Origin of the sequence: Kitasatospora sp. NPDC051914 (assembly GCF_040680995.1) — a bacterium.
Classification (GTDB): Bacteria; Actinomycetota; Actinomycetes; order Streptomycetales; family Streptomycetaceae; genus Kitasatospora.
This window is the reverse complement of record NZ_JBFAXX010000057.1, coordinates 17,141-39,044: the sequence shown is the minus strand read 5'-3', so window position 1 is coordinate 39,044 and position 21,904 is coordinate 17,141. Positions and strand designations below refer to the sequence as shown.

Sequence of the window (21,904 nt, the reverse complement as noted above, 5' to 3'; positions counted from 1 at the left end):
ACGGGTGACCAGTGTGCACGGGTGACCGACACGGGCCGACCGCCGGCCCGCCGCCTCCCGGCCGGCCGGCACCCGGCCGCGGGGGCGGCGGGCCGGTTTGCCACCATGCCTGTCATGACCGTCATCGTTTCCGTCGACGCAGCGGGGTGCGGCTGCGCGGCGCGCCGCCCCTGGTCCCCCACTCCTCCGCCCGGGTGGGCGCGGGCCGCCGGAACGTCGCTGGCCCGCTGGGCGGCGCCCGGGTGCGCCGCGTCGCCGTACGGCGGCCACGGGTTCGCGCCCGCGGAGCGGGCCCCGGTGGCGGGCGAGGTGCGGATGGTGGGGATGGACGGCCCGTTCCTCACCGAGGGGCCGTTCTGGTGCCTGTTCGCGCCGCCGTCCACGGTGGCGAACTGCGCGCCGGACTGCCCGGAGGAGCTGCCCGCGCACGCCATGGTCCGCTGCACACCGCTGGCGGTGGCGGACGCCCGGCCGGGCGGAGCCTGGGTGCGGGTCTCGGTGGACGAGGTGGTCGGACTGACGGAGGCCCAGCAGCGGTGGGCACCGTCCGCGGAGGGATCGGTGACGGACTGGCTGCCGCCGGAGGGCGCCGGGGTCGATCGGACGAGCTTCCGGCACGGCGTCTTCCGGTACGTGGAGTGGTCGGCGCAGGGCGACCTGGGATGGTGGGCGGTGCTGCGGGAGGACGGCGACCGGCCGGTGCTGCTGCTGGCCGAGTCATGGTCCTTCGACGAGAACGACGTGGCGATGGGGCACCGGCCACTGACGGACGGGGAGGCGGCCGCGGTGCTGGCGTGCTGGCCACCGGAGGACTGACGGCCGACCCGGTCGGGGCCCGGTCGGACGGCTTGCCGATGCTTTCCGTTCCGCCACGAACGGTGCCGGTCCGGTGTTCGTGTGTCGCGCCCGAACGGCGGCGCAAAGATCCTCCGGAGCCTCCGTTCGTGCCGTGATCACCCCGGTGGGGCGGGCCCCCCGGGGCCGCCCGCCGACGGTCCGCCATTCCCCGCACACGGCAACGGAAGCGGCCGCCCGCATTTCCGGCGCGGAATTTCGCCGAATTTCCCGGGGAATTCGTCCGGGACCGTCCGCCGCGGACACGTCAGGCCGGGCCGACATCCCCCGTGACCTGCACGGCGACCCGTCGGCACCCCGTCGACAGCCGTTCGCATGACGGGACGTGTGGCCGAAATGCACGCCTGCGACATCTCAGCACTCGTGATGATTGTGTGATGTTCAGGATGCTGGCTTGTTATCGCGGTGACGATCCCTCTAATCTCCACCTCAGCCCGACAGCACGGGCACCCGAGGCGCGGCACGCCGAACCCTGCCCACCGCGTCGAACGGGTCACCGACCAGACCCTGGGCAGGGACGGGGGACCCACGTTTCGACGCCGCCCCCACACGGCTAGGGGTGAAGCCGCGTCCGCGCGGCCGGGCCACCTCCCCGGTCCGAACCCGACAGCTCACCTCGCAGGCGTGCGGAGAGGGAACTCGATGGGTTTCATCGGCTCCGGCCGTCACCGCCGCCCCACCCAGACCGAGCGCGCCGTCGCAGCCGCCGGCGTGGCCGGTGCAGGTCTGGCGATCCCCCTGCTCACCGCCACCGGCGCCCACGCCGCCCCGGTCACCACCTGGGACGCGGTCGCACAGTGCGCCACGGCGGGCAACTGGACCAAGGCCACCGGCGACGGTACCTACGGCGGACTCCAGTTGGACCTGCGCACCTGGGTCGCCTACGGCGGCGACCTGTTCGCCTCCACCCCGGACCGCGCCACCAAGGACGAGCAGATCACCGTTGCGGAGCGGGTGCTCGCCGACAACGGCGCCAAGGTCTGGGGCAAGTGCGCCACCACCGCGGGGCTGACCGGCGAGGGCAAGCCCGAGACCGTCGTGCCGACGGAGACGGCCACGCCCGCGCCGACCACCACGGCTCGCGGTGCGGCCCCGGTCTTCCCCGGTATGCAGGGCAAGGACGCCAACGGCGTGTACTGGTACCAGGCCGGCGGCCAGTGGTACTGGACCACCAGCCAGGAGATCTACGACTACTGGACCGGCCCGGGCGCCACCCGGAACGACCAGGGCGACAACTCCGGCAACAAGCATTCCGCCACTCCGCCGACCCCGTCCGCCCCGACCACCGCGCTGCCGCCCACCGACACCGTGCCGGGCACCCCCGGCGCCACCACCCCGGCCCCGGGCACCACCCCCGGCACGCTCCCGGGGACCACGGCGCCGACCGCGACCGACCCGACGACCGGTCAGCCCGTCACCGGCGTCCCGCCGGTCACCGACCCCGTCGGCGCGGCCACCGGCCCCGCCGCGCCCGCCAGCACGGACCAGGCCCCGGCGGCGGCCACCACCGCGCCGCAGGACTCCCCGGGCACCCCGGAGGCGACCACCTACACCGTGGCGGCCGGTGACACGCTGTCCGACATCTCCGACAAGAACAAGCTCGGCGGCTGGAAGCACGTGTACGACAGCAACGAGTCGACCATCGGCGAGAACCCGGACCTCATCAAGCCCGGCCAGGTCCTCAAGATCAAGTAACCTCGCGGGCACGACGCACGACGGCCCCGGGCAACCGCCCGGGGCCGTCGGCGTGCTGCGCGTGCTGCGGCTCAGATCCTGCCGGTGCCGGCGCCCGCGGCGTCCGGTTCGTCCGGCGGGCGATGGGTGCGGTCACCACGGAGGTGGAACCCGGCATCCTGGGGCTGCTGTGGCGCGAGGGCGTCCGCCGGCAGCGCTGAGGCCGGACGGCCGGCCCGGGCGCGGGGGCGCCTTCCGTCTCCGCGCCCAACATCCCTTTCTGCGCGGAGTCTTGACGCGCCGAGTGGCGCCGACTAGACATTCCCTCGCGCTTGGGAGCGCTCCCACACTATGGAGGAAGCCCCGGCGCCCCCGTCCGCCAGCCCTAGGAGCCGCACGTGTTCCGCCACCGCCGTCGAATCGCGGCAGCGAGCGCCGTAGTCGCCGCCGTCGCGGCCTGCTGCCTGCCCTCCCCCGCGTCCGCCGCCACCGGCCGGGAGCGGGCCCCCGCGCCCGGCACCAGGTTCTACGTGGACCTCGACAGCAAGGCCCTGCACCAGGCCGCCGCCGACCTCAAGGCCGGCGACCACGCCGGTGCGCTGGCCATGGCGAAGATGGGCTCGCACCCGGTCGCCCAGTGGTTCAACGGCACGGCGACGCCCCAGGAGACCACCAAAGCCATGGCGAAGCTGCAGGCCAGGGCGGCCCTGCAGCGGCAGGTCCCGGTGACGGTGGCGTACAACGTGCCCGGCCGGGACTGCTCGCAGTACTCCGCCGGCGGCGCCTCCAACTCCGCCGAGTACGCCGCCTGGATCGACGGCCTCGCCAAGGGCATCGGCGACCGCCGCACCGTGGTGGTCCTGGAGCCGGACGGCCTCGCACTCAGCCCGTCCTTCTGCGGCGGCACCGCCCAGCAGCAGGCCGACCGGCTCGCCGAGATCAACGCCGCCGTCGACCGGCTGACCGCACAGCCGCGCGTCGCCGTCTACCTGGACGCCGGCCACAGCGGCTGGCAGTCCACCGGCACCATGGCGAAGCTGCTCGTCGACGGCGGTGTCGGCCGGGCGCAGGGCTTCTTCCTCAACGTCTCCAACTACCAGCGCGACGCCGACCTCGTCCGCTACGGCACCCAGATCGCCAAGTGCACCTGGTACCTGACCCACACCCCCGGCGCGGTGGCCGACGACTGCGCCGACCAGTACTGGCCGCAGGCCGATGCGGACGCCTGGTACGCGTCCCACGTGCCGGCCGGCACCGAACTGCCGCACTTCGTCATCGACAGCAGCCGCAACGGCCAGGGCCCCTGGACGCCCACCGCGACCTACCCCGACCCGCAGACCTGGTGCAACCCGCCCGGCCGCGGCCTGGGCACCCGGCCCACCGCCGACACCGGTGTCCCGCTGCTGGACGCCTACCTGTGGATCAAGGTCCCCGGCGAGTCGGACGGCAGCTGCACCCGCGGCACCACGGGCGGCATCGACCCGGAGTACGGCTCCGCCGACCCGGCCGCAGGTGCATGGTGGCCCGCCCAGGCCCACGCCCTGGCCGCCGGCGCCTCCCCCGCCCTGCGCTTCAACACACCCGCACCAGCGGGCCACTGACCCACCCCCCAGCACGCCCGGTACCACCCACCGGGTATGTCGTCTGCTCGCCTTCGGGCCCTCCTGACCCGGCGCCGACGGTCGTCGCTCCGTCGCTGCGCTCCCTCGCTCGCCCTCCTCGCCCGCCGACGGGCAGGAGGGGCCCACCCTTTCGGCACCGGCGGGCCCTCCGGCTCGGGGCGCCGGGCGCCGCCTGCCTCGGTCAGCAGCGGCGCCCGGCGCTTTTTCGCGCCCAAGGGGCGTCGAAACTTTTCGGGACATGCGCCTGACCAGTGTCCGCATCCGGACGGTCGCGCGTCCGATGCGACAGCCGAAGACCTGCCTTGAGCGCGCCCTGACCGACTGTCAGCAGGTGGAGAAACTTTCGGCACTTATCTCGAAACTTGTTATTGACGCAGCCTCAACAACAACGACATACTCGTCGGCGATCGACCTCCCGCCGCTGGCCGCGTGGCGGATGCACCACACCGCAACAGGTCCCACCCAGCCTGTCCGGGCGGTTCCCCACGGCCGTCCGGCCAACGGAAAGAGGTTGTCGATGATCCACCGCTCCCCCGGGTCCCCGGGGCTGCTCCGCCGGGTCGCACTGGCCGGCACCGCGGGCCTGCTCGCCGCGGCCGGCCTCGCCGGTGCGGCCAGCACCGCCCACGCCGCCAGTACGCTCGGCGCGTCCGCGGCCGCCAAGGGCCGCTACTTCGGCACCGCCGTCGCCGCCAACCACCTCGGCGAGTCGGCCTACGCGACCACGCTGGACACCGAGTTCAACGCGGTGACCCCCGAGAACGAGATGAAGTGGGACGCCGTCGAGGCCACCCGCAACTCGTTCAACTTCGGCTCCGCCGACCAGATCGTCGGCCACGCCCAGGGCAAGGGCATGAAGGTCCGCGGCCACACCCTGGTCTGGCACTCCCAGCTCCCGAGCTGGGTCGGCGGCCTGGGCGCGGCCGACCTGCGCACCGCGATGAACAACCACATCACCCAGGTCATGACCCACTACAAGGGCAAGATCTACGCCTGGGACGTCGTCAACGAGGCCTTCCAGGACGGCAGCAGCGGTGCCCGGCGCAGCTCGCCCTTCCAGGACAAGCTCGGCAACGGGTACATCGAGGAGGCGTTCCGCACCGCCCGCTCGGTCGATCCGGGCGCCAAGCTCTGCTACAACGACTACAACACCGACGGGCAGAACGCGAAGAGCAACGCGGTCTACGCGATGGTGAAGGACTTCAAGCAGCGCGGGGTGCCGATCGACTGCGTCGGCTTCCAGTCGCACTTCAACAGCGCCTCGCCGGTGCCGAGCGACTACCGGGCGAACCTGCAGCGCTTCGCCGACCTCGGCGTGGACGTGCAGATCACCGAACTCGACATCGAGGGCTCGGGCTCCGCGCAGGCGGCGAGCTACACCAGCGTGGTCAACGCCTGTCTGGCCGTCTCCCGCTGCACCGGCATCACGGTCTGGGGCATCACCGACAAGTACTCGTGGCGCAGCAGCGGCACCCCGCTGCTGTTCGACGGCAACTACGGCAAGAAGGCCGCGTACACCGCCGTGCTGACCGCCCTCGGCGGGTCCTCCTCCGGTGGCGGAGGGGGCGGCGGTACGGCCTCCTGCACGGCCACCTACAGCCTCACCCAGAGCTGGAACGGCGGCTTCAACGGGCAGGTGACGGTGAGGGCGGGCAGCACCGCGATCACCGGCTGGACGGTCACGGTGACCGTCACCCCGCCGCAGAAGGTGTCCGCCACCTGGAACGGCACACCGAGCTGGGACAGCAGCGGCAACGTCATGACGATGAAGCCCAACGGCAACGGCAGCCTCGCCGCCGGTGCCTCGACCAGCTTCGGCTTCACGGTGATGACCAACGGCAACACCGCGGCGCCCGTGATCGGCGGCTGCACGGCCGTCTGATCCCCCACCGGGTGCCCCGCACGGGGGCGGTGCGGCGGCCCCACCGGCCGCCGCACCGCCCCCGTGTCCGTGTGCAAGGACGTGGGGTCGACGGCGGCCGGACGCAGTCCTCCCCTGCCTTCAGGCGTCGCGGCGCCGCACCACCGCCACGGTGGTGGCCGTGGCGGCGAGTGCCCAGGCGGCCAGGGCGATCCAGGCGCCGGGGACGGTGCCCGGGTAGCGGCCGAGGGTGGCGGAGGACTCCGGGTTGAACGCCAGTCGTGCCGCGGCGTGCAGCGGCAGGTGGTTGCCGATCTCCTTCAGTACCCGGTACCGCTCGCCGCCGAAGAGCATGGGCAGCAGGAACAGCAGCCCGACCACTGCGGTCACCGAGGCGGTCGGGTGCCGCAGCACGGCACCGAACGCCGCGCCGACCAGCCCGCAGACCGGGACGACCAGCGCGTACCCGGCGACCGCCCGCAGGCAGCCGGCGTCGCCGATCGACAGCCCGACGTGCCGGGAGGCCAGCATGGCGTTGGTGGTGAAGAAGGAGGCGGTGGAGACGGCGGTGCCGAGGCCGAGGGTGAGGCCGGTGACCAGCACCAGCTTGGCCGCCACCACCCCGCGGCGGTCCGGGACGGCGGCGAAGGTGGTGCGGACGGTGCCGGTGGCGTACTCGCCGAAGACGGTGATGGCGCCGAACACGGCCGCGGCCAGCGCCATGACGGAGCAGGCGATGGAGCCGAGGCCGTGCCACAGCGGGTCGTAGCGGTAACCGGGCGGTGCGGCCTGCAGGTTGTCGATGTAGGGCAGGTCGCTGTGGACGGCGTTCACGTTGATCGCGACGGCGGCGACGGCGCTCAGCGCGAGCAGCCAGAACGTCGACCTCAGCGAGCGCATCCTGATCCACTCGGCGGCGAGCAGGTCGGTGAAGCGCGGTGCGGGTTCGCCCTCGCGCAGCGGTGCCGCGGCAGCGTGGGTGGCACGGGCAGCGCGGGTGGCACGGGCGGTGCGGGCGGTGGGCGTGGTCACCGGGCCTCCCCGGCGTGGTGCTCGGTGCTGTCGGCGGTCAGTGACATGAAGGCCGCCTCCAGGGACGAGTCCAGGGGGGCCAGACGGTGCAGCAGGATCCGGTGCCGGTGGGCGAGTTCGCCGATCCGGGCGGCGCTCAGGCCGGTGACCGTGCACCCGCCGTCGCCGTCCGGCTGCACCTCGGCGCCCTCGGCCAGCAGGACGCGCGCCAGACCGGCGGCATCGGGCGCGTGCACCACCACCACGGGTGCGGTGCCGCGGGCGGCGAACTCCGCGAGGCTCTGCTCGGCGATCAGCCGGCCCCGGCCGACCACCACCAGCCGGTCGGCGGTGTGCTGCATCTCGGCCATCATGTGGCTGGAGACGAAGACCGTGCGGCCCTCGGCGGCGAGGCGGCGGAACAGCCCGCGCACCCACCGCACCCCTTCCGGGTCGAGCCCGTTCAGCGGCTCGTCGAACAGCAGCACCGGCGGGTCGCCGAGCAGGGCGCCGGCGATCCCGAGGCGCTGCTTCATGCCCAGCGAGTAGCCGCCGATGCGGCGCCGGGCGGCCGTGGCCAGCCCGACCTGCTGCAGGACCCCGTCCACCCGGGTCTGCGGGATGCCGTTGCTGCGGGCCAGTGCGGCCAGGTGGGCCCGCCCGCTGCGGCCGCCGTGCACGTCGTGCGCGTCCAGCAGGGCGCCGACGTGGCGCAGCCCGCGCGGGCGGGTGCCGAAGGGCACCCCGTCCACGGTGACGGAGCCGGCGGTGGGTGCGGTCAGGCCGAGGATCATGCGCAGGGTGGTGGACTTGCCCGCGCCGTTGGGGCCGAGGAAGCCGGTGACGGTGCCGGGTTCCACGGTGAAGGTCAGGTCGTCGACGGCGAGGGTGCCGCCGTACCGCTTGGTCAGTCGGGTCGCTTCGATCACCCGGCCCACGGTGCCGGGGCGGGCGCCTGCGCCGCATCGGCCCGCCGGCCGCATCCGCGGGGTGCGGCCTCCGCCCCGGGGATGCCGCCCGTGGGCCGATGCCGCGGCCGTCGGGTACGCCTACGATCCTCTGCATGACCGCCGAGCCCCGCCCGCCCCTGCTCAAGCGCCTGCCACCCGGGGTGTGGGTGGCCGCCGCCTGGGTCACGGTGATCGCCGTGCGCTCCCTGCAGCGCCCGGACGAACTGCGCCGCCTGTTCCGCTACCACGGGAACGTGGAGGACGGGCCGCTGCTGCTCACCGCCGTGGTGACGACGCTGGTCGCGGTGCTGCTGTTCCGCCTGCAGGCGGCGGCCGTGGCGGTGACCCTTGCGGGCTGTGTGTTCTCGCTCGGCATGGAGGTACGGGCGACGCCGTTCGTGCTGTTCTTCCTCGCGGACGCGCTGGTCGGCTTCACCGCGGCGACCCGGCCGCTGCGGTACTCGGTGCCGGTGGCGCTGCTGCCGGTCGGCACGGTCGTCGGCTACACGGCCTGGGAGTTGTGGAACGGCTACCCGTCGAGCGTCTCGGTGGCGCTCGGCCTGGTGTCGAGCGCCGCCGTGGCCTGGCTGGTCGGCCACAACGTCCGGCAGGGCCGCGAGCACGTGGAGGAGCTGCGCCTGCAGGCCACCCGGCAGGCGGTGACGGCCGAACGGCTGCGGATCGCCCGTGAGTTGCACGACATGGTCGCGCACGCGGTCGGTGTGGTCGCGATCCAGGCCGGAATGGGGCACCGGGTGATGGACACCCAGCCCGAGCAGGCGCGGGAGGCGCTGAAGGCCATCGAGACGACCGGCCGGGAGACCCTGGCGGGGCTGCGGCGGATGCTCGGTGCGCTGCGGGAGAGCGATCCGGAGCCCGGGCCGCAGGCCCCCGTGCCGGGGCTGGCCGACCTCGGCCGGCTGGTCGCCGCCGCCGGGGGCGCCGGCGTCCGGGTGGCCGTGGAGTGGCGGGGCGAGCGCCGAGAACTGCCGGCCGAGGTGGAGCTGGCGGCCTTCCGCATCGTCCAGGAGGCGGTGACCAACGTGGTCCGGCACTCGGGGGCGGCGGAGTGCCGGGTGACGGTCGACCACCGGCCGGACGGGCTGGCCGTCGAGGTCGTCGACGCGGGCTGCGGCAGCGGCGGTGCAGCCGGCGCGGGCTACGGCATCGTCGGCATGCGGGAGCGGGTGGGCCTGCTGCACGGCAGTTTCAGCGCCGGGCCCCGTGCCGGGGGCGGGTTCCGGGTGGCGGCGCAGCTGCCGGTGCCGGCGGAGGCCGTCCGGTGATCCGCGTCCTGCTGGTGGATGACCAGCCGCTGATCCGTACCGGGCTGCGGGTGCTGATCGCCGACGCTCCGGACCTGGAGGTGGTCGGCGAGGCGGGCAACGGCGCCGAGGCGGTGGAGCTCGCTACCCGGTTGCAGCCGGACGTGGCGGTGATGGACATCCGGATGCCGGGGACGGACGGCATCGAGGCGACCCGGCTGATCACCGCCGACCCCGGCTGCCGGACGCACGTCCTGGTCCTCACCACCTTCGACGACGACGACTGCGTGTACGGCGCGCTGCGCGCCGGGGCGAGCGGATTCCTCGTCAAGGACATGCAGTTGGACGCCATCCTGGACGGCATCCGGGTGGTCGCCGCCGGGGAGGCGCTGATCGCTCCGGCGGTCACCCGACGGCTCATCACGGAGTTCGCGGCGCGCCCCGAGCCCTCTCCGGGCGCCGGTCCCGGCACGCCTGCCGGGCCCGCGGGTACGGCCGGTGCCGGGCGGGCGGTGCTCGACGGCGTCACCGGGCGGGAGCGCGAGGTGCTCACGCTGGTCGGACGCGGCCTGTCGAACACGGAGATCGCGGCGGAGCTGTGCATCAGCACGGCCACCGCGAAGTCGCACGTGGCCCGGCTGTTCACCAAGTTGGACGCGCGCGACCGTGTCCACCTGGTGATCCTGGCGTACGAGAACGGGCTGGTGCCGCCCGTGCGGTGAGGTTGCGGGCGGCGCGGCTGTGCGGGTGCGTGGGGTGACACCGCCGCCCGGGGAGGTGCGGGCCCCCGCGGGCGGCGGTGTCGTACTGGGGCACGGGGCGGGGGTCAGGTCACCGTCCCGTGCCCCGGATCAGGAGGTGGCCGTGCAGGTCGGCACGGCCGTGGCGACGGCTCCGCTCTCGGTGCGGGTGGCCTGGACGCCGAAGGTGGTGGAGCCGGCCGGCGGGATCACGCCGTTGTAGGACAGGTTGGCGGCGCTGACGGTCTGCCCGACCTGCTGCACGTCGGCGCTCCAACTGCCGCTGACCTTCAGGCCGGTGGGCCACTGCCAGACGACCTTCCAGCCCTTGGTGGCGGTGCTGCCGGTGTTGCTGACGGTGACGTTGGCGGTGAGGCCGCTGCCCCAGTCGTTGAGCGTCAGGGTCGCGCTGCAGCCGGAGCCGGTGCCGGTCGGGGCGGTGGTGGCGGTGACCGCGGCCGAGGCGGCGGAGACGTTGCCGGCCGCGTCCCGGGCCCGGACGGTGTAGCTGTACGCGGTGGCCGCGGTCAGCCCGCTGTCGGTGAAGGCGGTGGCGGAGACGGTGCCGACCTTGGCGGTGCCGCGGTAGACGTCGTAGCCGGCCACGGCGGTGTCGTCGGTGGCGGCGCTCCAGGAGAGCGTGACGCTGCTCGCGGTGGTGCCGGTGACGGTGAGCGAGCCGGGGACGGTCGGTGCGGTGGTGTCGCCGCCCCCGCCGCCGCTGCCGCCGAAGCCGGGGGCCTTGATGTCGGCCAGGTAGCCGTCCTTGACGGTGTTGACGGTCGTCCAGTCGTCGTTCAGGATGCCGCCGGTGTCACCGGAGTTGGGGTTCCAGGACCAGAACGTCCAGCTGATGCTGTCGGCACCGTACTGGGCGGTCGGCCGCAGGTACTGCACCAGCGCCTTGAGCCACTGCTGGTCGACGGTGGACTGCAGGGTGGTGCCGAACTCGCCGACCCAGACCGGGGCGATGTTCTGCTTGAAGAGGTAGCCCCAGTTCTTGTCCCAGATCGCCGGCATGTTGACCGGGAAGGACGGGTCGGAGAACCACGGCTGCTGCGCGACGCTGGTCGCGTAGTCGTGCGCCGAGTACACCACCCGGTTGGGAACGCTCAGTTGGACGGGGTACTGACCTGCGCCCTGCAGGTTGCCGCCCCACCAGTTGGAGCTGCCGTTGAAGGTCTGCACGCCCTCGACGAAGACCAGCAGCTCGGAGTTGGCGGAGAGCACCGCCTCGCCGCCGCGTTGGGCGGCCAGCCGCCAGTCGGTCGCGGTGTCGCCGCAGCCCCAGCAGGCCGGGTCGTGCGGCTCGTTGTGCAGGTCGATGCCGACCACGGCCGGGTTGCCGGCGTACCGGGCGGCGATCGCCTTGAGGTTGGCGAGCCAGGTGGACTCGGGGACGGCCGCGGTGTACCAGAGCGCCGACTGGCCGCCGGAGTCCGGGCGGTGCCGGTCGAGGATGACCTTGAGGCCGGCCGTGCCGGCGTAGTTGACCAGCTTGTCCATCACCTGGAGGGAGTTGAGGCCGACCAGGTCGGCGTTCATGCCTCCGGAGGTGTTGATGCCGGCGGGCTGGGTGCCCTTGAAGATGTCGTCGCTGTACGGCATCCGGATGGTGTTGTAGCCGAGCGACTTCATCTGGTCGATCATGCTCTTGTAGTCGCGGCTCCACAGGCCGTGCGCCACGTAGTTGCCGGTCTCGAAGCCGAACCAGTTGATACCGGCGATGCGGACGGGCTGGTTCGCCTCGTCCAGGATCTGCCGTCCGCTGGTGTGCCAGTAGCCGGCCCCGGCGGACGCCGCAGCAGCAGCGGCCGGGGCTGCCGCCGGGGCGGCGGCGTGCGCGGTCTGCAGGCCGGTCGGCGCGGTGGCGACCGCCGTGGCCGCGGCGAGCGCTGCCGCGCTGCGGCCGAGCCGGCGCATCAGGTGCCGGCGCAGCTGGAGGCGCATGGGTCTCGTTCCTCTCTGGAGGCTGTCCGGCCTCCGCCGCGGGGGAGTCGGCGGCGGAAGCCGGGCGGGTGGGGGCGTTCCGTGGTACGAGAGTGTGGCGGTGCATGATCCGGGAGTTCATTGCGGGAGCGCTCCCACAGATTGACCGACCCGGCCCGGATCGCCCTCATCAAAGCCAGAGAGGCATTGGGCCGTCAATATGTCCAACAGTCTTCAATACTTGAAGATTATCGCTGGCACTGCCCCTCATGAACGGCCAAACAGGCGGAGAAGTGAACCCCAAGCCGACTGGGAGCGCTCCCAACTGACACATCGTCGCCACACCGCGTGGGCAACCGGCGGGACGGCCGGACCGCGCCTACGCTGACCGGACACGGCCACGCACCCACGACGGCGAGGAGGACCGCATGAGCCGCCGCCCGCGCCAGGTACTGGAGGACGTCCGCCGCGAGCTGGCCCCCGGCGAGCGCGAGAACCGCCTCGTCCCCGCGATCGCCGCGGGCACCGCACCACTGACCGTGCTCTCCGAACTCGCCGCACAGCAGCACCGGATCATCACCAGCGACCGGCGCAGCCTGCTGGTGCTCGCGGCCCGCTGCGCGGACGGCCCGGCCGGGGAGTACTTCGCGGGCCTCGCCGACGGCGAGAGCCGGGCACTGGAACTGCTCGACGCGTTCGCGGCCCGCTGCGGGCTGGCCCCGCGGGAGACCGCGGCCCGCCGGCCGCTGCCGGGCTGCCAGGCGTACCCCGCCTACGTGGCCTGGCTCGCCCTGAACGGCGACCCGGCCGGGGTGGTGCTCGCGTTCACGGCCAACTTCGCAGCCTGGGGCGGCTACTGCGCCGCCGTCTCGACCGGGCTGCGCCGGCACTACGGCTTCGGCGACGCCGACTGCGCCTTCTTCGACTTCTTCGCCCGGCCCGACCCGGCCTCCGAGGAGTCGGCCGTCGCCGTCCTGGAGTCACTGGCCCCGGACGGCGAGCGGATCAGCGCCGGACGCGGCTACGGACAGCTGCTGCAGGCGTACGAGCTGATGTTCTGGAACACCCTCGCGGACGCTCCCGCGGGGCGGCAGAAGAGGTAGCGCACCGTCGGACGCGGGTGCCGCGGGGCTTTTCCGAAGGGCTCGGTGCGGGCGGGAGGCGGTCCGGGTGTGCTGGAGTGCGGAGGCGGACGCCGCGGCCGGGGTGCTGGTCGCCGGGCTCGGCACGGTCTGCCTGCTGCGGGTGCGCGATCCGCGGCGGCTGCCGCTGGCGGCGCTGCCGTTCCTCCTCGGGGTGCACCAGCTGGTGGAGGCCGCGGTGTGGCTGGGCGAGGACGGCCGGATCGGCACCGGCCCGGCGCAGGCGGCGCGCACGGTGTGGGCGCTGATCGCCCTGCCGCTGCTGCCGCTGCTGGTGCCGTTCGGGGTGTGGTGCGCGGCCGGACCGGGCGGTGCGCGGCGGCGGCAGCTGGGGTGGCTCGCGGTGCTCGGGGCCGTGGTGGCCGTCCCGCTCGCGGTGGCGGTGCTGCGCCACCCGGTGGCGGCCGAGGTCCGCCACCACACGCTGGCGTACGCGGTGGGGGTGCCCTGGGCCCCGGTGCTGACCGCCGCGTACCTGCTCGCCACGATCGGGTCCCTGACGGTGAGCGGGGACCGGGCGCTGCGGCGCCTCGGCCTGGTCATGGGCGCGGGCGCGGTGGTGTGCGCCGTGCTGTGGCGGGCGGCGTTCGCCTCCACCTGGTGCGCGCTCGCCGCGCTGGCCGCAGCCATGCTGATCGGCTGGTCCGGCGGCACCGACCCGCCGCCACGGCCCGGCGCGGCGGGTGCACGTCCGGGCGGGGCCGGCTGACGCCCTATCATCTCCCCATGGCCGATCCGCTGCGCATCGTCACCCGCTCGTCACCGATGGCGCTCGCCCAGGTCGAGCGCGTCCGGGCCGAACTCGCCGTCCTCCATCCCGACGTGCGGACCCGGGTCGTCCCGGTCACCACCTCCGGCGACCGCTGGATGGGCGATCTCGCCGCCCTCGGCGGCAAGGGCGCGTTCACCAAGGAGGTCGACGCGGCGCTGCTCGCCGGGGAGGCCGACCTCGCGGTGCACTGTCTGAAGGACGTCCCCGCCGACCGGCCGCTGCCCGCGGGCACCGTCTTCGCCGCCTACCTGGAGCGGGACGACATCCGCGACGCCCTGGTGCACCCCGGCGGCCTGACCCTGGACGAGCTGCCGGCCGGCACCCGGATCGGCACCTCCTCGGTGCGGCGGATCGCCCAGCTCGCCGCCTCGCACCCGCACCTGGCGTGCGTGCCGATGCGCGGCAACGCCAACAGCCGGCTGGCCAAGCTGGACGCCGGGGAGGCGGACGCGCTGCTGCTCGCGGTCTCCGGACTGGAGCGGATCGGCCTCGCCGACCGGATCAGCGAGGTGCTGGACGTGGCGGAGATGTGCCCGCCGATCGGCGCCGGCATCCTCGTCCTGCAGTGCCGCGAGGACGACACCCGCACGATCGACACCGTCACCGGCCTGAACCACCCGCAGACCTGGCGGGAGGCGGCCGCCGAGCGGATGTTCCTGCACGTGCTGCAGGGCCACTGCAATGCGCCGATCGCCGGCTACGCGCGGGCCGAGGCCGACGGCCGGCTGTCCATGCGCGGGCGGGTCTTCTCGCCGGACGGCAAGCGCGTGCTCGACGCCCACGAGTGGGCCGGCGCACTCAGCCCGGAGGACCTCGGCACCTCGACGGCACTCGCGCTCAAGCGGCAGGGCGCCCAGGAGCTGATCGAGGGCATCGCGCACTGAACGGCGCCGTGCCCTCGGGCCGCCGCCGGGCGCGCCGGCTCCGTTGACAGTGCTCGGACGAGCTCCTAGCGTGACGAGCTCGATTACCCGCGAGTAGGGACTGTTGATGGCCGCGCCCCGCCCGTACGACCTCGTCCTGTTCGGTGCCACCGGGTTCACCGGCGGCCTGACCGCCGAGTACCTGGCGCGGGCGGCGCCGGAGGGCTGCCGCTGGGCGCTGGCCGGCCGGGACGAGGGCAGGCTCGCCGCGGTCCGCGACCGGCTGGCCGCGATCGAACCGCGCTGCAAGGACCTCCCGCTGCTGGTCGCGGACGCCGCCGACCGGGAGGCGCTGCGCGCGGTGGCCGCCTCGGCCCGGGTGGTGGTCTCGACGGTCGGCCCGTACCTGCACCACGGCGAGCCGCTGGTCGCCGCCTGCGCGGAGAGCGGCACCGACTACGTGGACCTCACCGGCGAGCCGGAGTTCGTCGACCGGATGTACCTGCGCCACCACGAGCGGGCGGTGGCCTCGGGCGCACGGCTGGTGCACGCCTGCGGCTTCGACTCGGTGCCGCACGACCTCGGGGTGCTGTTCACCGTCGAGGAGCTGCTGCGCCGCGGCGGGCCCGCCGCCCGGGTGACGGTCGAGGGCTTCGTCCGGGCCGGCGGCACCATCTCCGGCGGGACCTTCGCCTCCGCCATGACCGCCTTCTCCCGACCGCGCGCGATGGCGCAGGCCGCCCGGGAGCGCCGCGCCGCGGAGCCGCGGCCCAGGGGCCGGCGCATCCGCACCCCGCTCGGCCGGCCGCACCGGTCGCGGGCGGCCCGCGCCTGGGTGGTACCGCTGCCGACCATCGACCCGCAGGTGGTGGCCCGCTCGGCCGCCGCACTGGATTCGTACGGCCCGGACTTCGGCTACGCCCACTACGCGGCGGTGCGGCGGCTGCCGATCGCCCTCGCCGGGACGGCCGCGGTCGCCGTGCTGGCGGTGGCGGCGCAGCTGCCGGCGGCGCGGCGGGCGCTGGGCGCGCTGCGGAAGCCTGGTGCGGGGCCGAGTGCGGAGCAGCGGGCGCGGTCCTGGTTCACCGTCAGGTTCGCGGCCCGGGCCGAGGGCGGCCGGGCGGTGCACACGGAGGTGTCGGGCGGCGATCCGGGGTACTCGGAGACGGCGGTGATGCTCGCGGAGTCGGCGCTGTGCCTGGCGTTCGACGAGCTCCCGGCCGTCTCGGGGCAGCTGACGACGGCGGTGGCGATGGGCCGGCCGCTGATCGACCGCCTGGTCGCCGCGGGCCTGTCGTTCCGCGTACTGGACGCCCCGCCGGCGGCGGCACCGGGCCGCTGATCCCTGCGGGAGCGCGGAGCCGCGTGATCCGGGCCCGGCCCGTACCGCCATGAGGACCGCATCCGAATTGCACAGTTCCGCCCCGGTCACTGGTCGACGGTGAAGACGACGGAGCGGCCGTTCGCCGCGGCGGTGGCGTAGAAGGCCCGCAGTCCGCCGAACCAGTGGCGGGTGTAGGCGAAGTCGTCCTCGTCGCGGGCGCCGTCGTAGTCCTCGGGGTCGAGGGCGAAGAAGCGTTCGCGCAGCCAGGCGTCGTCCAGGTCGGCCATGGCGGCGGCGATGTCGGCGACCTCGGCGGCGGTGACGTGGACGACGACGTGGTCGTCGCCGTCGTGGAGCGGCAGGCCGCCGAGGACGGCGTACGAGAGCGGGTAGCTGCCGCCGTCGTGGGTGAGGCGGCCGTCGGCGAGACAGCGGTGGATGGCGTCCCAGGCCTTGTCGGTCTCGGCGAGGTGGTCGGTGTCCCAGCGTTCTTCGATGTCCTCGATCACGGCGAGGACGTCCTCGTCCTGCTCGGCGGCGAGCAGGCGTGCGGCGTCCTCCTCGGTGAGGGCGAAGTGGACTCCTCGGCAGGCCATCGGTCTCTCCCCTGCTCGGCGCGGGTGGTCGGCCGGGACGCTACCGGCCGCCGGTGACAGCCGACGCGGACGCCCTTCGGGCTACTCGTGGGTAGCGGACCCGCGTGGGTGGGGGTGGTGGGCGGGGTGGAAGGATGGGCGGTCCGCCCCCGGTGGCGTACCTAGGTCGACCAGGCCCGCCTGCCCATCCTGCGGCGGCCTCCGGTGACGGGACCAGGTCCGCGCTGCGTATCCCTGCAGCCTCGGCGGCGTGAGTGACATCAGACTTCCCACTTCCCTCCCTCAGGAAGCTCCCTCACCATGCACCACTTCTCCCTGCCCAGGCGCGCCCGCATGCCCGGACGCGCCCTCGCGGCCGCCGGTGCGGCCGGTCTGCTGCTGTCCGGCTGTGCGAGCTCGGCCTCGCCGGCCTCGGACGGCGCGTCCGATCTGCGCGACCGGGTGCCGAAGGACGTCCGCAAGGCCGGTGTGCTGCGGATCGGCTCCTACCTGAACTACGCGCCGGTGGAATTCAAGGAGGCCGACGGCCGGCCTGCGGGCCTCGATCCGGATCTGGCGGCGGCGATCGGCCGACTGCTCGGCCTGCGGGTCGAGTTCACCGACATGCCGTTCGAGCGGCTGATCCCGGCCGTGGAGGCCGGGGACATCGACCTGGCGATGTCGGCGGTGATCGACACCACGGACCGGCAGAACGGCGTCGACGACCGCGGCCGCACCTCCGGCCCGGGTGTGGACTTCGTCGACTACTTCTTCACCAGCACGTCGATCCTGGTGAAGGCCGGGAACCCGGCCGGGATCTCCGGGCTGGACAGTCTGTGCGGGCACGTCGTCGCGGTGCAGCGCGGCACCGTCCAGGCGGAGATCGCCACCCGCCAGGCGGGCGCCTGCAGCCGGTACGACAAGAAGCTGGACGTGCATCTGCTGGCCACCGACGAGCTGGCCCTGGCGGAGGTCGCGGACGGCACCGCGGTGGCGGACCTCAACGACTACCCGGTGGCGCAGTACAACACCTCGGCGGCGCGCGGCGGGAGGTTCGCCCTGACCGGCGAGCACATCCAGTCCAGCCCGTACGCGATCACGGTGAACAAGGCCGACACCGAGCTGCGCACGGCGATCGCCAAGGCGCTGGACCGGCTGATCCGCAACGGCGAGTACGACCGCATCCTGGAGAAGTGGGGCCTGCACACCGGGGCGGTCTCCAGTGCGGTGGTGAACGGCGGGCGCTGAGCCGCCCGTTGCCGCGCCGGCCAGGGCTGCGGGGCACGACCGCGTGCCCGGCGGCCCCGGCCGGAGGGACTCGCGGCATCAGCGCTTGCGGGCCACGCCCGCCCAGTACCAGGCGGCCTCCGGGTCGGCCGGGGGCTCGCCGTCCGGGCGCCAGGCCATCACGGGCACCACGCCGGGCTCGAGCAGCTCCCAGTCGCCGAGGAAGGCGGCGACCTGCTCGCGGCTGCGCGGGACGAGGGTCAGCTTGCCCTGGTCGGCGGCGGCGACCACGCCGGCGACGGTCTCCGGGTCGAAGTCGGCGGTCGGATGGGTGACGACGATGTGGCTGCCGGACGGCAGGGCGTCGAGGAGTTCGGCGACCCGGGCGTGCGGCTCGTCCTCGTCGGCGACCAGCATCAGGACGGCGACCAGCATCAGCGCGACCGGCTGCGTCAGGTCGAGGGTCCCGGTGAGTGCGGGGTGGCTCAGGATCGCCGCGGGATCGCGCAGGTCGGCGTGAATGTAGGCGGTGCGGCCGCGTTCGTCGCCGACCAGCAGGGCCCGGGCGTGGGCGAGCACGATCGGGTCGTTGTCGATGTAGACCACGCGGCTCTCGGGCGCCTCGGCCTGCGCCACCTCGTGGGTGTTGCCGCCGGTGGGGATGCCGGTGCCGATGTCGAGGAACTGCCGGATGCCGGCCTCGCGGACGAGGTGGCGCACCGCGCGGCCGAGGAAGACGCGGTTCTCCTTGGCCATCTGCCGCATGGTGGGGATGGCCTGCTCGAAGACCTCGCCGAGCGCCCGGTCGGCCGGGAAGTGGTCCTTGCCGCCGAGCCAGTAGTCGTAGACCCGGGCGGAGTGCGGCAGCGAGGTGTCGATCTCCGGCGGCTGCCGGTCTTCGAGCGGCCGGCCGGCCACGAAGGCCGTTCCGATCTCTGCCTGACGTTCCGTCATGAATGCTCTCCCCGTGGGTCGTCGGCCGGCGATGGGCTCGCAGCCTAGCCGCCCCGCGGCATGTTCGTACGCCTTGTCCGACGGACCGTCAGGCGGGTTTGTCGTCGGGTCACCACTTCGGCGCACAACCGCCCCGGCCGGGCCCGCTTCAGCCGCTCTTGCGGCGGCCGGACCAGAGCTTGGCCAGGCCGATCGCCGCGGCGACGGCGATCAGCGCGGCCAGGGCGTGGTCGCTGCCCCCGGCGGAACCGCCGGAGTCGTCGGAGGCGGCCGGCCGGGAGGCCGCGCCGGGGGCGCCGGACGCGGACGGACCCGCGGAGCCCTGCGCCTCGGGGGCCGGGGAGCCGTTCAGCGCCAGCCGCCAGACGTCGCTGCCCTCGCCCTCGCTGCCGTACAGCACGGCGGAGCCGTCCGCGGAGAAGGTCACCGACTCACCCTGCCGCTGGAACGGCACGTCGAGCGAGCGGAGCTTCTTCGGGGCGCCGTCCCAGGCGTACAGGTCGGCGGAGAAGTAGTCGCGCAGCACCAGGCGGCCGCCGTCCGGCGAGAAGGCGCCGTCGGTCACCCACGGCACGCCGGCGATCCGGCGGAAGGTGTTGACGCCGCTCGGCGACAGCACCTCGGGGCCCTGGTAGAGGCCGCCGCCGGACTGCTTCTTGCTGGCGATGTAGGCCCGGCCGGTGACCGGGTGCACCATCAGCGCCTCGGCATCGCGCGGGCCGTCCTCGTAGCGGACCTTGTAGCGGACGGCGGTCACCGTCTGGTCGCGCAGCTCGGCGGGTTCGGCGAAGGCGTAGATCCACACCTCGGGCCAGGTGCCGTCGAGGTTGTCGCCGATGTCGCCGACGTACAGCCGGCCGTCCGGGCCGAGCGAGATCGCCTCCACGTCGCGCGGCTTGATCCCGCGCAGCGTGACGGTGGCGACCGTGCGGCCCCCGCTGTCGACCGCGTAGACGTACGGGCCGTCGTCGCTGTCGTTGTGCGTCCAGTAGACGCCGGGGTGGGCGCGGCTGGCGGTGAGGCCGCTGGACTCGGTGATCCGCTTGTCGTGGATCGCGAAGGCCTTCTGCGGCCGCTCGGCGGCGGCTGCGGGCAGCGCGGCCGGGCCCAGCAGGATCAGCAGTGCGGCGGTGGCGGCCGCACCGCTGCGCATCCGCCGCCCGCTCCTCGTCGCTCGCTCCACCGGGCGATCATCGCATGCCCGCCCGGCCGGTCGGCGCAGAACGGTCGGGTACGTCCCGATCCGCCCGGGCGGTCGGCGGGCGGGCGCCGATCAGGGCGACCGCGGCAGCACCGGCGCGGCAGCCCGCCCGGGCGGCCTCGACCGGGTCGGCACCGGCGAGGCGGGCGGCGAGCAGTCCGCCGGCGAAGGCGTCGCCGGCGCCGGTGGAGTCGACCGCGGCCACCCCGGCCACGCCCGGCACCCGGGCCAGTACCCGGCCGCCCGCGGCCACCAGGGCGCCCTGGGCGCCGAGTTTGACGACCGCCTCGCCGTAGCGGGCGCTGAGCCGCTCGGCGGCGGCCGCCGGGTCGCCGGTGCCGGCCAGCAGGTGGGCCTCGGCCCGGTTGGGCAGCAGCAGGCCGATGCCGGCGAACAGTTCCCGCAGGACCGCCGGGCCGAGGCGCTGCAGGAAGCCGGTGGACGCCGGGTCGGCGCTGATCTGCAGCCCGGCGGCGCGGGCGGCGGGCACGGCGAGGGCGGCCAGCCGGCGGCCCGGCCCGGAGAGCAGCTGGTAGCCGGAGAGATGCAGCCGGGCGACCCCGTCGAGCAGCGCCTCGTCCCAGTCCTCCGGGCCGAGCCGGACGGCGGCTCCGCCGTCGGTGACGAGGGTCCGTTCGGCACGGGCGTCGACCAGGCTGATCACCACGGCGGTGGGCGCCTGCGGGTCGACGGCGAGGTGCGCGGCGACGCCGGCGGCGGCGAGTTCGGCGCGGTGCCAGTCGGCGGAGTCGGCGCCCGCCCTGGCGAGCAGCCGCACCTCGGCCCCGCCGGCGGCGGCCCAGGCGGAGGCGTTGGCCCCGGCGCCGCCCGGCCGCAGCGCGATCCTGGCGGCGGTGTCGGTGTGCGGGGCGAGCGGGCCCTCGTGGAGGGCGACGACGTCGGTGACCACCTCGCCGACGACGAGCAGGGCGCCGGCGGTCATCCCTGCCGTCCCGGGTCCGTTCCGGTTGCGGCCCAGGCGCGGGCGATCCCGGCGGCGAGCCGGACGTTGCCGCGGACGGCTGCCAGGTTGGCCTCCAGCGAGGCTCCCCCGGTGTGCTCGGTGAGGTGGGCGAGCAGGTAGGGCGTGATGGCCTGCCCGGTGACACCGGCCTCGGCGGCCGCAACCAGTGCCTCGGCGAGCACCCGGTCGTGCAGTTCGGGGTCGAGCTGCTCGGCCTGCGGGACGGGGTTGGCGACGACCAGGGCGGAGGCCGGGCCGCCGAGGGCGTCCTGGGCGTGCATGACGGTGGCCACCTCGGCCGGGTCGTCGAGCGTCCAGTCCAGCGGCAGGCCGGAGCTCGTGAGGTAGAAGCCGGGGAATTCGGCGGTCCGGTAGCCGAGCACGGCGACGCCGAGGGTCTCCAGCCGCTCCAGGGTGGCGGGCACGTCGAGGATCGACTTCACGCCGGCGCAGACCACGGTGATCCGGGTGCGGGCGAGCAGGCCGAGGTCGGCGGACTCGTCCTGGCTGGCCGTCCAGTCGCGGTGGACGCCGCCGAGGCCGCCGGTGGCGAAGACCCGGATGCCTGCGCGGGCGGCGAGGAAGGCGGTGCCGGAGACGGTGGTGGCGCCGCTCGCGCCGGTGGCGAGGGCGGGCGCGAGTTCGCGGAAGCCGAGCTTGCGCAGCGAGTCGTCACCGGCGACGCGCTCCAGGCCGGCCTTGTCCAGGCCGATGTGCGGGACGCCGTCCAGGACGGCGATCGTCGCGGGGACGGCGCCGCCAGCCCGGACGAGTTCCTCGAGCTCCAGGGCGACGGCGAGGTTGCGGGGGCGCGGCAGGCCGTGGGCGATGATCGTCGATTCGAGGGCGACCACGGGGGTGCCCGCCGCGAGGGCGGCGGCGACCTCGTCGGACAGCCGCAGCGGGGCCGGTGCGGCGGGCGTGGCGGGGGTGGCGGGCGAGGGTCGGTTCATCCCCGTTTCCTGGCGTCGGCGC

At 74.4% G+C, this 21,904-nt stretch carries 19 protein-coding genes and 1 riboswitch; of the genes, 11 read left to right on the top strand and 8 right to left on the bottom strand.

The annotated features are described in order from the left end of the window. The first annotated feature begins 114 nt into the window (after positions 1-114). The 4 genes from AB0M03_RS30460 to AB0M03_RS30445 all read left to right on the top strand — a co-directional run bounded on the left by AB0M03_RS30460 (position 115) and on the right by AB0M03_RS30445 (position 6,033). Positions 115-816 (top strand): hypothetical protein, encoded by a 702-nt coding sequence (locus AB0M03_RS30460; protein WP_363497142.1) that lies wholly within the window; start codon positions 115-117, stop codon positions 814-816. A gap of 527 nt (positions 817-1,343) precedes the next feature. Beyond that, a riboswitch (cyclic di-AMP (ydaO/yuaA leader) is annotated at positions 1,344-1,496 on the top strand. 1 nt (position 1,497) lies between these two features. Continuing rightward, on the top strand, positions 1,498-2,550 hold the full coding sequence (locus AB0M03_RS30455) for a transglycosylase family protein (RefSeq protein ID WP_363497139.1): 1,053 nt from the start codon (positions 1,498-1,500) through the stop codon (positions 2,548-2,550). A gap of 377 nt (positions 2,551-2,927) precedes the next feature. After that, the gene (locus AB0M03_RS30450; RefSeq protein WP_363497136.1) at positions 2,928-4,130 is read left to right on the top strand and encodes a glycoside hydrolase family 6 protein; all 1,203 of its coding nucleotides are present in this window, start codon (positions 2,928-2,930) and stop codon (positions 4,128-4,130) included. A 538-nt stretch (positions 4,131-4,668) separates the two neighbouring features. Continuing rightward, complete coding sequence (locus AB0M03_RS30445) at positions 4,669-6,033, top strand: endo-1,4-beta-xylanase (RefSeq protein ID WP_363497133.1); 1,365 nt, start codon at positions 4,669-4,671, stop codon at positions 6,031-6,033. Between the two features lie 120 nt (positions 6,034-6,153). Here AB0M03_RS30445 and AB0M03_RS30440 read toward each other — a convergent pair whose 3' ends face one another. Both AB0M03_RS30440 and AB0M03_RS30435 read right to left on the bottom strand, forming a co-directional pair. Continuing rightward, positions 6,154-7,044: an ABC transporter permease gene (locus AB0M03_RS30440; RefSeq protein WP_363497130.1), complete on the bottom strand. Its 891-nt coding sequence runs from the start codon at positions 7,042-7,044 to the stop codon at positions 6,154-6,156. Beyond that, positions 7,041-7,952 (bottom strand): ATP-binding cassette domain-containing protein, encoded by a 912-nt coding sequence (locus tag AB0M03_RS30435; protein WP_363497128.1) that lies wholly within the window; start codon positions 7,950-7,952, stop codon positions 7,041-7,043. Before AB0M03_RS30435 ends, AB0M03_RS30440 begins: the two co-directional genes overlap by 4 nt. Before the next feature lie 134 nt (positions 7,953-8,086). On the opposite strand from AB0M03_RS30435, the gene AB0M03_RS30430 reads away from it, so the two are divergent. Next, a complete protein-coding gene (locus tag AB0M03_RS30430; RefSeq protein ID WP_363497125.1) occupies positions 8,087-9,259 on the top strand; it encodes a histidine kinase in 1,173 nt (390 codons plus the stop codon). Then, entirely contained in the window at positions 9,256-9,960 is a 705-nt protein-coding gene (locus AB0M03_RS30425) for a response regulator transcription factor (protein WP_363497122.1), read from the top strand. Before AB0M03_RS30430 ends, AB0M03_RS30425 begins: the two co-directional genes overlap by 4 nt. 129 nt (positions 9,961-10,089) lie before the next feature. Here the strand turns inward: AB0M03_RS30425 and AB0M03_RS30420 are convergent, their stop codons facing one another. After that, complete coding sequence (locus AB0M03_RS30420) at positions 10,090-11,928, bottom strand: cellulase family glycosylhydrolase (protein WP_363497119.1); 1,839 nt, start codon at positions 11,926-11,928, stop codon at positions 10,090-10,092. A 407-nt stretch (positions 11,929-12,335) separates the two neighbouring features. Here AB0M03_RS30420 and AB0M03_RS30415 point away from each other — a divergent pair, with 407 nt between their 5' ends. The 4 genes from AB0M03_RS30415 to AB0M03_RS30400 all read left to right on the top strand — a co-directional run bounded on the left by AB0M03_RS30415 (position 12,336) and on the right by AB0M03_RS30400 (position 16,026). Next, complete coding sequence (locus tag AB0M03_RS30415; RefSeq protein WP_363497117.1) at positions 12,336-13,010, top strand: transcriptional regulator; 675 nt, start codon at positions 12,336-12,338, stop codon at positions 13,008-13,010. 67 nt (positions 13,011-13,077) lie between these two features. Continuing rightward, entirely contained in the window at positions 13,078-13,758 is a 681-nt protein-coding gene (locus AB0M03_RS30410; RefSeq protein WP_363497114.1) for a DUF6629 family protein, read from the top strand. 17 nt (positions 13,759-13,775) lie between these two features. Next, on the top strand, positions 13,776-14,705 hold the full coding sequence (gene hemC, locus AB0M03_RS30405; protein ID WP_363497111.1) for a hydroxymethylbilane synthase: 930 nt from the start codon (positions 13,776-13,778) through the stop codon (positions 14,703-14,705). Between the two features lie 106 nt (positions 14,706-14,811). Then, positions 14,812-16,026: a saccharopine dehydrogenase NADP-binding domain-containing protein gene (locus AB0M03_RS30400; protein ID WP_363497108.1), complete on the top strand. Its 1,215-nt coding sequence runs from the start codon at positions 14,812-14,814 to the stop codon at positions 16,024-16,026. 86 nt (positions 16,027-16,112) lie between these two features. Here the strand turns inward: AB0M03_RS30400 and AB0M03_RS30395 are convergent, their stop codons facing one another. After that, positions 16,113-16,604, bottom strand: a complete 492-nt coding sequence (locus tag AB0M03_RS30395; protein WP_363497105.1) for a DUF1877 family protein — start codon at positions 16,602-16,604, stop codon at positions 16,113-16,115. Between the two features lie 300 nt (positions 16,605-16,904). On the opposite strand from AB0M03_RS30395, the gene AB0M03_RS30390 reads away from it, so the two are divergent. Then, positions 16,905-17,831, top strand: coding sequence for an ABC transporter substrate-binding protein (locus AB0M03_RS30390; protein WP_363497102.1), 927 nt, complete (start codon positions 16,905-16,907; stop codon positions 17,829-17,831). A 78-nt stretch (positions 17,832-17,909) separates the two neighbouring features. Here the strand turns inward: AB0M03_RS30390 and AB0M03_RS30385 are convergent, their stop codons facing one another. The 4 genes from AB0M03_RS30385 to AB0M03_RS30370 form a co-directional block, all read right to left on the bottom strand. Beyond that, positions 17,910-18,764, bottom strand: a complete 855-nt coding sequence (locus AB0M03_RS30385) for an SAM-dependent methyltransferase (protein WP_363497099.1) — start codon at positions 18,762-18,764, stop codon at positions 17,910-17,912. Positions 18,765-18,912: 148 nt separating this feature from the next. Continuing rightward, positions 18,913-19,917 carry a hypothetical protein gene (locus AB0M03_RS30380; RefSeq protein WP_363497178.1) on the bottom strand — a complete coding sequence of 335 codons (1,005 nt, stop codon included), beginning with the start codon at positions 19,915-19,917 and terminating at the stop codon, positions 18,913-18,915. Positions 19,918-19,954: 37 nt separating this feature from the next. Next, positions 19,955-20,908, bottom strand: coding sequence for a PfkB family carbohydrate kinase (locus tag AB0M03_RS30375; protein WP_363497096.1), 954 nt, complete (start codon positions 20,906-20,908; stop codon positions 19,955-19,957). Further along, positions 20,905-21,882: a pseudouridine-5'-phosphate glycosidase gene (locus tag AB0M03_RS30370; protein WP_363497093.1), complete on the bottom strand. Its 978-nt coding sequence runs from the start codon at positions 21,880-21,882 to the stop codon at positions 20,905-20,907. The genes AB0M03_RS30375 and AB0M03_RS30370 overlap by 4 nt, the downstream gene beginning before the upstream one ends. Positions 21,883-21,904 lie beyond the last annotated feature (22 nt).

Excerpts from the sequence above, each read along its gene's own strand:
- AB0M03_RS30460 (WP_363497142.1), top strand. The coding sequence starts at position 115 with ATGACCGTCATCGTTTCCGTCGACGCAGCGGGGTGCGGCTGCGCGGCG.
- AB0M03_RS30455 (WP_363497139.1), top strand. The coding sequence starts at position 1,498 with ATGGGTTTCATCGGCTCCGGCCGTCACCGCCGCCCCACCCAGACCGAG.
- AB0M03_RS30445 (WP_363497133.1), top strand. The coding sequence starts at position 4,669 with ATGATCCACCGCTCCCCCGGGTCCCCGGGGCTGCTCCGCCGGGTCGCA.
- AB0M03_RS30430 (WP_363497125.1), top strand. The coding sequence starts at position 8,087 with ATGACCGCCGAGCCCCGCCCGCCCCTGCTCAAGCGCCTGCCACCCGGG.
- AB0M03_RS30420 (WP_363497119.1), bottom strand. The coding sequence starts at position 11,928 with ATGCGCCTCCAGCTGCGCCGGCACCTGATGCGCCGGCTCGGCCGCAGC.
- AB0M03_RS30415 (WP_363497117.1), top strand. The coding sequence starts at position 12,336 with ATGAGCCGCCGCCCGCGCCAGGTACTGGAGGACGTCCGCCGCGAGCTG.
- hemC (WP_363497111.1), top strand. The coding sequence starts at position 13,776 with ATGGCCGATCCGCTGCGCATCGTCACCCGCTCGTCACCGATGGCGCTC.
- AB0M03_RS30400 (WP_363497108.1), top strand. The coding sequence starts at position 14,812 with ATGGCCGCGCCCCGCCCGTACGACCTCGTCCTGTTCGGTGCCACCGGG.
- AB0M03_RS30395 (WP_363497105.1), bottom strand. The coding sequence starts at position 16,604 with ATGGCCTGCCGAGGAGTCCACTTCGCCCTCACCGAGGAGGACGCCGCA.
- AB0M03_RS30390 (WP_363497102.1), top strand. The coding sequence starts at position 16,905 with ATGCACCACTTCTCCCTGCCCAGGCGCGCCCGCATGCCCGGACGCGCC.
- AB0M03_RS30385 (WP_363497099.1), bottom strand. The coding sequence starts at position 18,764 with ATGACGGAACGTCAGGCAGAGATCGGAACGGCCTTCGTGGCCGGCCGG.
- AB0M03_RS30380 (WP_363497178.1), bottom strand. The coding sequence starts at position 19,917 with ATGCGCAGCGGTGCGGCCGCCACCGCCGCACTGCTGATCCTGCTGGGC.
- AB0M03_RS30375 (WP_363497096.1), bottom strand. The coding sequence starts at position 20,908 with ATGACCGCCGGCGCCCTGCTCGTCGTCGGCGAGGTGGTCACCGACGTC.
- AB0M03_RS30370 (WP_363497093.1), bottom strand. The coding sequence starts at position 21,882 with ATGAACCGACCCTCGCCCGCCACCCCCGCCACGCCCGCCGCACCGGCC.